This is a genomic window from Latilactobacillus sakei subsp. sakei DSM 20017 = JCM 1157 (assembly GCF_002370355.1).
Lineage (GTDB): Bacteria > Bacillota > Bacilli > Lactobacillales > Lactobacillaceae > Latilactobacillus > Latilactobacillus sakei.
On the sequence record NZ_AP017929.1, the window covers coordinates 642,044 to 655,485 of the forward strand.

Genomic DNA, 13,442 nt, shown 5'->3' on the forward strand with positions numbered 1-13,442 from the left:
TTACCTCAGTTGATTTCCCAGTCGAAATCACTTGAGGTAACAGTTAATTAGTCGTTTGAGAAAAGTTGCTCAAGGAGGACTGGCAATGCGTATTAATAAAACAATACAATTTTTAGTGCTAGGTATTAGTTTATTGCTAGGAATCTTGGTGGTAGTTAGCCCAACAAAGGCAGCAATTGACCCAGTACCAGCGCATATTACAAATATTGAGAATTTATTCGCACCACCACTAAAGGAATCCGACAGTGAATTACCTGTTGATGGTGTAACTGTCATCAATTCAGCCGCCAACGATCAGTCGGGGGCTATTTGGTCTAATCCGGATAACCGGATTGATTTAAGCAAAGATTTTGAGGCGACGATGCTCTTAAACTTTGGTGATAGTGGCAGTAATGCAGCTGATGGGATGGCTTTTGTGATGCATGCTGATCCACGTGGTTACAATACAATTCAAACAGGCGGAACAGGGCAGCAATTAGGTGTTTGGGGTAGTGTAAGTAGTGTGGATGTTAGTCCAGCTATTAAGAAGAGTTTCGCAGTAGAGTTTGATACAAGAAATAATGATGATTGGGGTTCAGCACCGACGGGTTTTTGGGGTGCGAGTCAATCACTGGTCAGAAATCATATCGCGTGGAATTATCTGGCTTTAACCAGTAGCTATAAAGATTTCGGGATAATAGGTTCTAAAATTCGTTTGATTCATAATGATGTTAAGGAATTTCCTGGATCAGATGGTAAATGGCATGAGTTTAATGTCAAGTGGAGTTATGCCGATCATACTTTAACTTATAAATTTGATGGTCAAGACGCTGTTAAGGTACCGATTAATGTTGATAATATTTTTGGAACAACGCAAGTTTACTGGGGTTTCACGGGTAAAACTGGTAAGAGTAACGAATTGAACCAAGTGGCTTTTAAAAAAATATCGAATATTCCGATTACGTCACAAAATTACAAAGTGTACCATGAAAATGGTGATGCACTTGGTGCTGAAGTAACAAAGGATAATCCAGCCAAACCCTTAGAAGAGTTAAAAGGAGTCCTAACAATTAATAACGACCCCACTAGTGGTTCTGATTGGAAACAAGTGGGTGTACGCTATAAGACTGATGGAACGGATACTTCTCAGGGGGTCTCCTATGTTGCCGATGATTTGATGATCAATAATAAATTAGTATCGAAGAATAAGGTGTCGACGGGTCTTTTCAAAACACCTTCTATTGATTTGAACGGTAATACACTGACACCGCACGATGCGACAGAAAATGACTTCTTTGGTACGATAGGGAAAAATACCTTTAGTACTGGGGTTAATATGGGTGACGTTGCCAAAAATAGCACGTCTAAGATTCAGTTTACGCTAACCGCTTTTGACCCAACCCCAACTGATGGGACGACCAATTTAGGCCGGAACTATGAAATCAGTTTGGATGGTAAGATGGCCCGTGAATCGACAGAAAAGGCCGTCTACGTGACAAGTATCCCTAAACTTGTCTTAGATAAAAAGTGGACTGACCCAACGAAGGAAAAACCAATTGCGCTTGATAAGAATCAACCGATTGCTTTAACAGGCTCTTAGTCACAATCATCAGCGACTGGTAAGGTTGATAGTCACGCGCTTGGGACATTACATTATGCAATTGACGATGGTGCAGAAAAGACCATCGCGCAAAATAATGTCGGTCCTAAGTTAGTCAGTGGGATTTCAACGGTTGGTTTATCATTAAATGATACCCATAAATTAACCCTTTATATGACTAATGCTGGTTATAATGAAAAATCGGCAGTGGTTACCGTGTACTTTAAATTAAAGGGTGGGACTTTGCTATTAGATAAGGTCAAAAATGAAATTGGGTTCGAACCAGTGACAGTTGGCAAGAATACGATTAATAAACGCGACAATATCGATTGGGCACCAACCGTGGCTGATACACGCGGTACCGGTTCGCGGTGGGACTTATACGCCAGCTCAACAGGTTTGACACGGACGACAGATCACAAACAGTTAGATGGTGGTTTAGTTTATGTTGATGGTCAAAAATTAACAGACGTTACCGAAATCCCTCAAAGAATTGCTTCTAAAACAACAACATCAGATGATGACATTACGCCGATTAAGTGGGATGATAATCAAGGGATATTGTTAAAAGTGAATGCAGGGGCTTATGCGGGTGATTACACAGGGACTATTGATTGGACGTTAGGTAACACACCAGCCCCTTAAGATAGAGGAGATTAGAAAATGACATACTTTAAAAAATGGCTTGGATTAGTGATGGGCGTGCTGGCAACGTTGTTTGTGGCTTTTACTGTCAATCAACAGGTTGTTCATGCCGAAAAGGTAACTTACTCAGTTGCACCGATTTATCCGGAAAATCAAACGGATAAGAATTTAGGCTATTACGACTTGCGCGTGAAACCTGGTCAAAAAGAGGAAGTATCGGTAGTCGTCCAAAATACTGGCAAAAAAGATCTTGAAGTAGATGTCGCACCAAATACGGCAATTACCAACCAAAACGGTGTGATTGACTACAGTCAGTCTGATCCTAAGTACGATAAAACGTTAAAATACCCATTTACTAAATTGATGTCGCCAGCGCAACGCTTGAAGGTGCCTGCTGAAAGTAGCCGAACAGCAACTTTTACGTTGAATGCGCCTAAAGGAAGTTTTGAAGGGACAATTTTAGGTGGGTTCTATGTTTCACAGGTGAAGCAAGATCAAGTTGAACAAGCTTTAGATCATAAGAAGGGGACGTCTTTGACGAACCGCTATTCTTATATCTTAGGCGTTAAGTTAACGCAATCCGATCAAGCGGTAAAACCACATTTGCGCTTAAATCGAATTAAACCTGGTTTGTTGAACGGGCATACTGCGATTCTATCGAATATTCAAAATACACAAGCAAACTCAGTTGGTGAGATGCAAGTCGATGCTAAGATTCGCCGTGCTGGCCAAAGCAAGGTACTTTATCACAGCAAACAAACCGATTTACAGATGGCACCCAACTCGAATTTTGATTACGGGATTGATTTAAAAAACCAACCACTGAAGGCTGGTCGTTATAATATCAAGATTAAAGTCAACTCGAACAAGGGCCAGTGGCTATTGTCGAAGGATTTTGAAATCACACAAAAAGAAGCCAGAAAATATAATGGTAAGGCTGTTGAATTACCACAAAGTAACTGGTGGTTATACGTGATTATCGGTGTCATGGTACTCTTAATCTTGTTCTTACTCTTCCTATTATGGCGGAAAAATAAGCAAGACAAGACTGAAGAATAATAATTAAAATGGGAAGATTGCCAGTAGGCGATCTTCTTTTTTTAGCTGAAATTTGCATTGCGTCCAATGTTGACGGATGCGCTTTAATTCGATATACTACCTTTAACAAGATAAGAGGTCGCAAAAACCATCAGTCGTTATTCTGAACTGACTAAGCAGTGATGAGGAATAATTAAAGGGGAATTTGCCGAAATGTCAATTTGCTTATTCAAATTGATGTTGGGACTTGATTGAATAAATCAAGGACTGTCGTAACGAAACGTTACGGGGCGCTATCAACGGTTAATATAAGGCTTATAGTCTTTTTGTCGTTTTTAGCAGACAAGAAGGCTTTTTTGTTTGCTAAATTCGCGGGTTGGTGCGATTTTCTTGAAATAATGGAGAAAAAAGCGGAAGTAGTATGGCAGAAAATGAAATGAAGCGGGAGTTAAAGACGCGGCATCTATCGATGATTGCGTTGGGTGGTAGTATCGGTACAGGTTTATTCGTCACAAGTGGGTCGGCAATTGCCAAGGCGGGTCCAGGTGGCGCGTTACTTGCTTATTGTGGCATCGGGATTATGGTCTTCTTCTTGATGACCAGTTTGGGTGAAATGGCAACTTACTTGCCAGTTTCAGGGTCGTTTTCAACGTATGCAACGCGGTTTGTTGATCCAGCATTAGGGTTTGCGCTTGGTTGGAATTACTGGTTTAATTGGGCGATTACGTTAGCCGTAGACGTCAGTACCGCAGCCTTAGTCATGCAGTTTTGGTTACCGGATATGCCGGGCTGGATTTTTAGTTTAGTCGCGCTATTATTGATTTTCTTGATTAACATCACGAGTGTGAAATCTTTTGGTGAAACTGAATATTGGTTTGCATTAATCAAAGTTATTACAGTTATTATTTTCTTAGGTGTTGGTGTCTTAACGATCTTTGGTATTATGGGTGGTCATCGAACTGGCCTTAGCAACTTTACCATCAAGAAAGCACCATTTGTTGGTGGCTTACCAATGATGTTGAGTGTGTTCGTTGTTGCTGGTTTCTCATTCCAAGGGACAGAATTAATTGGGATCACCGCTGGGGAATCGAAGACGCCTGAAAAGAGTATTCCGAAGGCAATCAAACAAGTTTTCTGGCGCATTTTATTATTCTATATCTTATCAATCTTCGTTATCGCTTGTTTAATTCCTTATACAAGCCCCTCATTATTAGGTGCTAGTGAAACCAACATTGCGGTTAGTCCGTTTACCTTGGTCTTCAAACGTGCTGGTTTAGCATCAGCTGCCAGCATCATGAACGCAGTTATTTTAACGTCAGTGTTATCGGCTGCTAATTCAGGGATGTATGCTTCGTCAAGAATGTTGTGGTCAATGGCCGAAGATGGCTATGCCGCTAAGATTTTTGCCAAGACAAACAAACGCGGTATTCCAGTCATGGCTTTGATCGGGACAACAATCATTGGGGCCTTAACCTTTATGACCAGTGTCTTTGGCACTCGCATTTATCTTTTCCTTGTGGCTGCTAGTGGTTTGACTGGTTTCATCGCTTGGTTAGGGATCGCGATTTCGCATTATCGTTTCCGACGCGCTTTTAAAGTGCAAGGTCATCAATTGTCAGAATTAAAATACCACGCACGGTGGTTCCCATTTGGGCCAATTTTTGCTTTCTTACTCTGTGTGATTGTCATTATTGGCCAGGATATTCAAGCGTTTGCCCACTTTGATTGGACAGCGATCGGGATTAGTTACATGAGTATTCCGTTGTTCATCATTTTGTACAGTTATTACAAGATTCGCTATAAAACAAAGGTTATTCCATTAGAAAAAGTAGACCTTAGTAAACATCGCTAGACAATAAAAAAGGCGTCGAGACAACTGTCTCGGCGCCTTTTCATTATTATTGTTCTTTTGTTTTTTGACGTAGTTTGTAGAGTAAGTAAAGAATAATCAGGATGAGTAATAAGATACTGAAGCCAACAATCAGCCAGATGATGTTAATACTTTTCTTCTTTTCTGGTGATTTCAATTCATTTTTGGTGTTTTCTTTGAGTGTTGCACGTTTGATTGTAAACTCGCTAGTAAAATGCCAAGTTTTCTTATCTGATTTGGCCGTCATATCTAGTGTGTAAGTACCGGCTTTAAGCGGTTCATCACCAGGTTCGATGGCATAGTTGAAACTTGAGTTAGGTGCCATCTCGAGGCCCTTTTTATGGCTGCTGTAGAGTAGTTTGTGGTTTGACTTGCGATAAACCTTAGCGTCTACTTTAAGCGGCGTTAGGACCCAATTGCTTTCGTTATAATAGGAACGGTAATAACGATAAAGGTGATTGGCAACGTTATTCTGCCGGTGCCCAAACAGGAACCTCTGTGACGTTAAAGGAAAGTTTATTGGCTGATTTAAATAATCAGACCAAGGCGACGGCGGGAACCATGAAAACTGAGGCGCAGAAGATTAGCTATCCACTCACTAAAACTAGCGGGATTGAATTTGCAACAACGGCGGATGCCAAGGCGGCAACAATTGCTGCGGATAAGATTGAAACCACTGCGACGTTTAAATTCACGTTACAGATTGATGCGTCTCTTGAAGTAACCGTCCCTGCTAAAATATCATTTGGTACGGATATTTTGGGTAATTCTTCTGGTGAAGCAACAAGAACGGTTGCTATCAACGAGATTCAATTGACCCAAAAAGCAGTCGCAGATACCGGAACACCGGAAGAACCAAGGGTAGTTGTTTATAATCCGTTATTAAGCGGATTTAACCTAAAATTAGCCTATTTAGACGCGAATGCGACAAGTCAAAATCCGTTTTATATTACCAATAATTTTAAATATAATATCAATACCGCAGCACCAGTGCCACTAGCGCCAGATAAAAGCGATGGTGAGTGGATTGATGGCATATTGAAACGGGATACGACACCGCAGAGTCTAGAAACGAAGATGAGTAATAATCCGCTCAAGAGTAGCTCACTGCAGCTTCATTTACCATATAGAAATGACTATAAAGTATCGTCGAATGCATACACAGCACCAATGGGGTGGCAATTGACACTTTAGAAAAAATTAATATGGAACTTAGCAAAATCTAATAATGATGCTAAGTTCTTTTTTGTTTCGTTTTTAACATTTAACGCCTAAAAAATAACGGGATGAGATTAATAATTATTTAACATAGCTCAATGTTAACAATCAATACTATGTATATTATTATAATATTCTAAAATATTATTTATGATTATAATGTTTAATTGCATTTGATAAGGGTATAGTAGAACTGCGGTAATAAAAGGATTCAAATTAATATAAAATTAATTCTAGCTCATCAGTCATTTTAAATGATAGTTAGTTTGGACTGGAGGTGCTACTTAGATGAATACGAACAGTATTTATTTGACGCTAGCTGAGAAAGAAAAGTACGCATTATTCTTGGATATTACTAACGTTAAGTGGGATGAACTGCCCGTTAAGAAACGAATTAGTATGGCCAGACAGGTTGATTACCTGATTGATGATGTGAATTTAAAACAGGTTGCGGCGCTCTTAGATCGCAACTACGGTAGTTTATATAATATGTACATGAGCATGGTGGGCGATCTGCAGGCGGTCTTAGGGACCGATACTGATGATGCTCGGCAGCTCTTTAAGGTACCGAGTGACGCCTATCATTTTTATATGGTTAAAAATTCGGATGTTTATGATTTTGTCCAAATTTTATTACATGGTGGTAACGTGTCGTTCCAATCATTTTGGGAGAAGCACAAGAGTAGTAAGGCAACCGTCTTGCGGCACTTGAAACAGGTACGGGATTTAATTCGAGCCTTTAATGTACGGATTGCGTATGATCCAATTCACTTAGAAGGTGATGAAAAGGCGATTCGGATTGCGCTGGTGACCTTATATTGGCTTGCGGCTGGTGGACATACATGGGTTTTTGATGACGTTGACCAACAAATGGCGCATGATGCGTTTGATTGTGCAGTTAAGGCCTATCAACTAGAAGAGCCTAACTTATTAACGCGTGAAATTGGCACCTATATGATCGCGATTTCTTATTATAGAGTGATGCAAGGAAAGATTATTGAAGAAGACGATCGGATGTCGTTGATTCGTTATCCATATCCTGATTTGACTAATACTTATCTGGTTGCTGATTTTACGGAAGATTCAATTAATTTACGGGCAACATTGGCGCAATTATCACCTGCACAGTGTCGTGCTGAGTCGGCCGGGTTGTATTTTGTAATGAAATACGGACCAATGCCGCTAAAATCGAAAGAACAGTTTGATATTACTGAATGTATGGTTTATGAACGTTATGTACCAGAAGTTTATCATTTTGTTCGTCATTTTTTGGAACGGACGCCAATTGATATTCAGCGCTATTTGAAGATATCAGATAAAGTCTATCACGAGTTACAAAATGCCTTATTTGTGGTCACAACTAATATTCATGTGTTAGGTAATGATATGACTTCCGTAGCATCACATCAATTAATGGAACGCTTAAAATTATTGCGGCCCAATGAACGATTACGGGCTGGCGTTAGTCAGACAGTCGATTATCTCTTATCTGAACCAGAATTTCGATTATTTGAACCTAATCGAGATGCGCTTGTGAAAGCGTACTATAACTTGATGCGACAATTAATTCAACAGTATCGTCCGGCTAACCGTGTGAAGGTTGCTTTAGTGGTTGAACAAGATTATTTAGGTTATATGGATGTCTTGGCGGCATTGGATAACATTCAATACGTTGATGTCAGCACTAGTGATGAAGCCTTACGGGATGCCGATTTAGTGGTTACTACGGCCAGCATCACCTTACCAGATTATACCAATCCAGAAGCAGTGCCGTTTGTTTGGCGGTTGAATGCTAATAGTGATCATTACGCTCGTTTATACGGGATTGTTCACGAATTATGGATTCAAAAATCACACTTAGAAAAATCTGAGCTCAATTGATAACGTACACATTTGTATGCAAAAAAGGCCTGGATAATAATTTATCCAGGCCTTTTTTAAATCAGATTTAGATTGCTTTAGATTGTTGTTCGTTTAATTCTTTAACCCGTTGGTCGATCATATCGATGACTTTTTTACGATCAGCTTCGTTTTCAACGAAGTCTAATACGTCGCCGTCGATTTGCATCTTAGGACTTTCATCATAAGCGTCGTACCAAGCGTCATAACGGCTGTTTAATTCCTTGTAATAGTCGTAGAGGGTTGGATCGGCTTCTAATTGTTCATAAGAACGACCACGTTTTTGAATCCGTGAGAGCATTGTTTCGAAACTAACGCGGACATGGATTAATAAATCAGGACGTTTCTTGTGGGCGGCAAATGGTAATTCTTGCATCATGTTGGCTAACAATTCGTCGTAAACGCGCACTTCAGTTGCTGTGGCACGACCGAGATCAGCGTTCAAGTGGAAGAGTAATGAATCTTCGAAGATTGAGCGATCCAAGATGTTGTTATCATCTGTGTAAGCTTGCTTGATACTATCAAATCGTTTATTTAAGAAATAGATTTGGAGTAAAAAAGCGTATTTTGTAGGATCTTTATAAAATAAAGGTAATACTTCGTTATCATCAACGGATTCGTAAAAAGCTTCCGTTCCTAAATGATCAGATAAATATTTTGTTAAACTAGTTTTTCCTGCACCAATTGTGCCAGCAAGTACGAGCAATGTCATCAGTCTCCCTCTTTTGACTATAAAATGTGTTTTGAATGTTATTGATATACAACATGTGGTGTTTCATCACCAAACGTCACTTAAATATTCTAGCATTTTTAGCGCAAAAAGCAACGCTTGTTTATCAAGGGGAGGTATGGTTTCATTGCGAAGTCATTAATGGTAAAATAAATTGCCCATTATAGATACTTTCCGGGAGGTTAGTCAGTTGAATAGAAATGACAGTATTTTTTTAACACAGGCTGAAAATGATAAATATGGTCTGTTGTTGGATATCGCGAGCTTGAAGCGGGATGAATTACCCGTCAAAAAAAGAATTGCATTATCTCGAAAAAATGAACCATTAGTCGACGACGTTAATTTAAAACAGGTCGCCGCCTTATTAAACCGGACTTATGGTAGTCTATATAATACCTATATGAGTATCGTCGCTGATTTAAAAGAAGTTATCGGCGAAGACACTGAAGATATTCAAAGATTATTTAGTGTCCCACTAGATGCCTATCACTATCATTTAGTGAATCAATCAGATGTTTTTGATTTTGTAAACATCTTGTTGAAAGGTGAAGAAGTGAAGTTCGAAGAATTTTGGACATCACACGATATCAGCAAAGCAACCGCATTGCGGCATTTGAAAGGTGTTCGGGATTTAATCCGGTCATTTGATATTCGCATGTATTACGATCCAATTCGCCTAGAAGGTGATGAGAATAAGATTCGCTTAGTCCTCATCATTTTATTCTGGCTAGCGACTGATGGGCACACATGGCCATTTGAAACGATTGATCGATTGGATGCTTTAAAGGCGTTTGATTTAGCAATCGAACGGTTCCAATTGGCAAAACCAAATGTTTTAACCCGCGAATTAGGTGCATACTTAGTTGTGACAATGTACTATCGGATTGCGCAGCGGCACTATATTCAAGGACCTACCGAAGAAAATTTATTGCGGTACCCAGTCCCCAATATGATTAAAACGTATATTAACCAACCGTTCATTGGGCCAGCGTTAATTATTAAAAATGCAATGGCTCAGATGACGATGGAAGAAGCAATGGCTGAATCTTTTAACCTTTATGACTTGATGAACTTTGGGCCCATCTTGTTACAAGGGAATAATCAGTATATGCCATCTTATGAAGATCGCTATGAACGTTATATTCCTAAGACCCATAAATTCGTAATGGATTTCATGGCTAAGGTGCCAATTAATCTTGAAGAACATTTGAACCTGGATGAAGAAGATTATCAAGGATTAGTTCAGACATTAATGGCCACTGTCATGACAATCTATATGTTTAAACAAGATGTGATGTCGATTATGGCGAACCATTTAATGGACGATTACACACGCTTGAGGGATAACCCCGTTTTAAAACAAGATATTGAAGATACGGTCGATTACTTACTCTTAGACAAGCAATTAGATTTTATCAGCGATTTACGCGATCAAATTGTTAGCGGGCTTTATAATGTCTTACGGCAAGTTGTTCAACGGGTAGCACCTACTAACCCGGTGAAGGTCGTCTTAGTATCAGAACAATCATTCTTAGGTTATTTTGATTTAATGATGGCTTTGAAGAATATTCGTTATGTGACAGTGACGCACGACGATGCTGATTTGGCTGATGCCGATCTAGTCATCACAACGTCAAGTATCTCGTTAGCCAATAAGGTTAACCCGAATGCAGTGATGTTTAAGTGGAATCAAAATGCGGATAGTGACCATTATGGGCGTTTATATGGCTTATTAAGAGAGCTTTGGTTACAAAAGTCAGCCGATTAAGATTGAATTTAATAGCCAAATGGGTTATTCTTAATGCAAGAGAAAAACACGTGAATAAGCGCCTATATGGATTGACAGAGAGATACCGGTTGGTGGAAGGTATTGAATCCAGTATTCCAGCGTAATAGTGGGTAGTGAATAACTACACGGCACCTGACCGTTATCAGCAATGAAGGGCACTGGTTATTTGGTAATCAGTGAACTTGGGTGGTACCGCGAATGTGAAGTCTTTTCGTCCCAATTTAGGGGATGAGAAGGCTTTTTTTGTTGATTATTATCTATAAAAAGGAGAGAGTGCTATGTTAGATATCAGAGTAATTCGGGAAAATGTCCAATGGGCAAAGGATAAATTAGCGACTCGCGGTATTGATGCTGCAGAAATCGACGAGGTAGTTGCCTTAGATGAAAAACGCCGCGCTTTAATCGTCCAAACTGAAGAATTGAAGAAAAACAGAAACGCTGCTTCAGAAGCAATCGCTGTTGCTAAACGCAATAAAGAAGATGCAACTGAACAAATCGCTGCTATGAAGAACGTCGGTGCAGAAATTAAAGAATTAGATGCACAATTAGCTGAAGTGAAGGAAAAAGTAGACTATATCTTGGTTCGCTTACCTAACTTCCCTGATGACTCAGCACCAGTTGGTTTGGATGAAAGCTTCAGCCGTGAAGAACGTAAATGGTCAACACCCCGTGAATTTGATTTCGAACCATTAGCACACTGGGATATCGGTGAAAAACTTGGTATTTTAGATTTCGAACGTGCTGCTAAAGTTTCAGGCAGCCGTTTCGTTTATTACAAGGGTGCTGGTGCACGTCTTGAACGGGCCGTTTATAACTTTATGTTAGATCAACATGCCAAAGAAGGTTATGAAGAAATGATTACACCATACTTGGTTAACGGCGAATCAATGTTTGGGACTGGCCAATTTCCTAAGTTTACGGAAGATGTTTACACAATGACTAACGAAGGCGAACCAATGACCTTGATTCCAACCGCCGAAGTGCCATTGACAAACTTCTACCGTGATGAAATCTTAGATGGCGCACAATTACCAATCTACTTCACTGCCTTATCACCAGCCTTCCGTTCAGAAGCTGGGAGTGCCGGCCGTGATACTCGTGGATTAATCCGGATGCACCAATTTAACAAAGTTGAAATGGTGAAATTCACAAAGCCTGAAGAATCATTTAATGAATTAGAAAAAATGACTAACGATGCTGAAAATATCTTAAAAGCATTGAACTTGCCATACCATGTCATTACTTTGGCAACAGGCGATGCCAGCTTCACATCAGCTAAGACTTATGATATTGAAGTTTGGTTACCTGCTCAAAATACTTACCGTGAAATCTCAAGCTGTTCAGATTGTACCGACTTCCAAGCACGTCGCGCCCAAATTCGTTACCGTGACGAAGATGGCCACGTGAACTTGGTCCACACATTGAACGGTTCAGGATTAGCGGTTGGCCGGACAGTCGCTGCTATTTTGGAAAACTATCAAAATGAAGACGGTACTGTTACAATCCCAGAAGCATTGGTACCATACATGGGCGGCATGACAAAAATTGGCTAGAGTGTGAACCCAACCGGGTATATCCTGAGGATTAGCACGGAATGGCGAATAATTACGTCAGTAATTGTTTGACGTTCAGATCTAAGCGCAGGCATCAGCTTTAAAAAAGCATTTAATATACACGGAAAACGCCTAACAATCGGTTTATTGTTAGGCGTTTTTTAATTAAATTTAGTTAATCTTTACCGTTTGAAGGGTTCACACCCGTATAATGGGGACTATTAGTTAAGGAGGAATACAATGCAAATTGAAATTAACAATCTTGTCGTAACGTATAAAAATAATGTTGCACTGGATTTAAAAAACTTAACCATTCCAAATGGCGGTGCTTACGGCATTGTTGGTCATAATGGCGCTGGTAAAACGACGTTATTTAAGAGCTTAACCAATATCATTACGAATTATTCGGGTGAAATTCAAATTGATGGTCAAAACGTCCGCGATAATCCGGCTATTTTAAATCGGGTGGGGATTGTTTTAGACGGCATGTCTGTTTACATGAATCAAACCGGCTGGTTTAACTTGGCCTATTTTAGTGGCTTACGGGGTGAATTTAACCGCGAACAAGCACGCACATTAGCGGCTGAAATTGGCATTGAAGCTGTCTTAAATCAAAAAGTTAAAACTTATTCTTACGGGATGAAGAAGAAATTAATCTTATTAATCGCGTTATTGCACCAACCGGAACTACTTATCTTAGATGAACCTTTTAGAGGTCTAGACTTAGACACGGTACAATGGTTCAAGACTTACCTCCAAAAATTAATTAGCGAAGGATCAATGACCTTGCTCATCTCAAGTCACGTTCAAAGTGATATTGAAATGTTCTGTAAGTCAGTATTTGTGATTGATCACGGTCAATTGCGTGAAACGATTGATTTAGCGACCGAAAGTGACAAGAAACTACGGGTGGTCAACACGACTGATAATGCAAAAGTTCAAGCGATTTTAACCGAAATGGCTTATGAACATGAAGTGTTAGCCGATGGTCGGATTCAATTATCGATTAAAGATCCTAAGTGGCGAGAAGTCCAAATGAAATTAATTGATGCTGAGATCGAAATCAATGAAATTGGCGTACTAAGTGCATTAGACAATAAATTAAATTAAGGAAGTGATTA

General features: G+C 39.7%; 11 protein-coding genes and 1 riboswitch. Of the genes, 9 read left to right on the forward strand and 2 right to left on the reverse strand.

What is annotated here, in order from left to right; genetic code table 11:
* Positions 1-85: 85 nt before the first annotated feature.
* The 4 genes from LEUCM_RS03185 (at position 86) to LEUCM_RS03205 (ending at position 5,114) form a co-directional block, all read left to right on the forward strand.
* A complete protein-coding gene (locus LEUCM_RS03185) occupies positions 86-1,579 on the forward strand; it encodes an L-type lectin-domain containing protein (RefSeq protein ID WP_025016176.1) in 1,494 nt (497 codons plus the stop codon).
* A gap of 216 nt (positions 1,580-1,795) precedes the next feature.
* Positions 1,796-2,224 (forward strand): WxL domain-containing protein, encoded by a 429-nt coding sequence (locus LEUCM_RS03190; RefSeq protein WP_120783716.1) that lies wholly within the window; start codon positions 1,796-1,798, stop codon positions 2,222-2,224.
* An 18-nt stretch (positions 2,225-2,242) separates the two neighbouring features.
* Positions 2,243-3,283, forward strand: coding sequence for a WxLIP family cell surface protein (locus LEUCM_RS03195; protein WP_025016178.1), 1,041 nt, complete (start codon positions 2,243-2,245; stop codon positions 3,281-3,283).
* A 104-nt stretch (positions 3,284-3,387) separates the two neighbouring features.
* A riboswitch (Lysine riboswitch) is annotated at positions 3,388-3,565 on the forward strand.
* Between the two features lie 118 nt (positions 3,566-3,683).
* A complete protein-coding gene (locus LEUCM_RS03205; RefSeq protein WP_011375499.1) occupies positions 3,684-5,114 on the forward strand; it encodes an amino acid permease in 1,431 nt (476 codons plus the stop codon).
* A 46-nt stretch (positions 5,115-5,160) separates the two neighbouring features.
* Here LEUCM_RS03205 and LEUCM_RS03210 read toward each other — a convergent pair whose 3' ends face one another.
* Positions 5,161-5,652, reverse strand: coding sequence for a DUF3324 domain-containing protein (locus tag LEUCM_RS03210; protein ID WP_082267700.1), 492 nt, complete (start codon positions 5,650-5,652; stop codon positions 5,161-5,163).
* Between LEUCM_RS03210 and LEUCM_RS03215 the strand changes: the two genes are divergently transcribed.
* On the forward strand, positions 5,631-6,326 hold the full coding sequence (locus tag LEUCM_RS03215) for a hypothetical protein (RefSeq protein ID WP_025016180.1): 696 nt from the start codon (positions 5,631-5,633) through the stop codon (positions 6,324-6,326). The two genes, LEUCM_RS03210 and LEUCM_RS03215, sit on opposite strands and share 22 nt — an antisense overlap.
* A 312-nt stretch (positions 6,327-6,638) precedes the next feature.
* On the forward strand, positions 6,639-8,231 hold the full coding sequence (locus tag LEUCM_RS03220; protein WP_016265750.1) for a helix-turn-helix domain-containing protein: 1,593 nt from the start codon (positions 6,639-6,641) through the stop codon (positions 8,229-8,231).
* Between the two features lie 67 nt (positions 8,232-8,298).
* Here the strand turns inward: LEUCM_RS03220 and LEUCM_RS03225 are convergent, their stop codons facing one another.
* A complete protein-coding gene (locus LEUCM_RS03225) occupies positions 8,299-8,961 on the reverse strand; it encodes a deoxynucleoside kinase (protein ID WP_016265749.1) in 663 nt (220 codons plus the stop codon).
* A gap of 208 nt (positions 8,962-9,169) precedes the next feature.
* On the opposite strand from LEUCM_RS03225, the gene LEUCM_RS03230 reads away from it, so the two are divergent.
* From LEUCM_RS03230 to LEUCM_RS03240, 3 genes are all read left to right on the forward strand, one after another.
* Positions 9,170-10,747, forward strand: a complete 1,578-nt coding sequence (locus LEUCM_RS03230) for a helix-turn-helix domain-containing protein (RefSeq protein ID WP_025016182.1) — start codon at positions 9,170-9,172, stop codon at positions 10,745-10,747.
* 299 nt (positions 10,748-11,046) lie between these two features.
* Positions 11,047-12,321, forward strand: coding sequence for a serine--tRNA ligase (gene serS / locus LEUCM_RS03235; RefSeq protein ID WP_025016183.1), 1,275 nt, complete (start codon positions 11,047-11,049; stop codon positions 12,319-12,321).
* Between the two features lie 240 nt (positions 12,322-12,561).
* Positions 12,562-13,431 carry an ABC transporter ATP-binding protein gene (locus tag LEUCM_RS03240; RefSeq protein WP_025016184.1) on the forward strand — a complete coding sequence of 290 codons (870 nt, stop codon included), beginning with the start codon at positions 12,562-12,564 and terminating at the stop codon, positions 13,429-13,431.
* Positions 13,432-13,442: the final 11 nt, after the last annotated feature.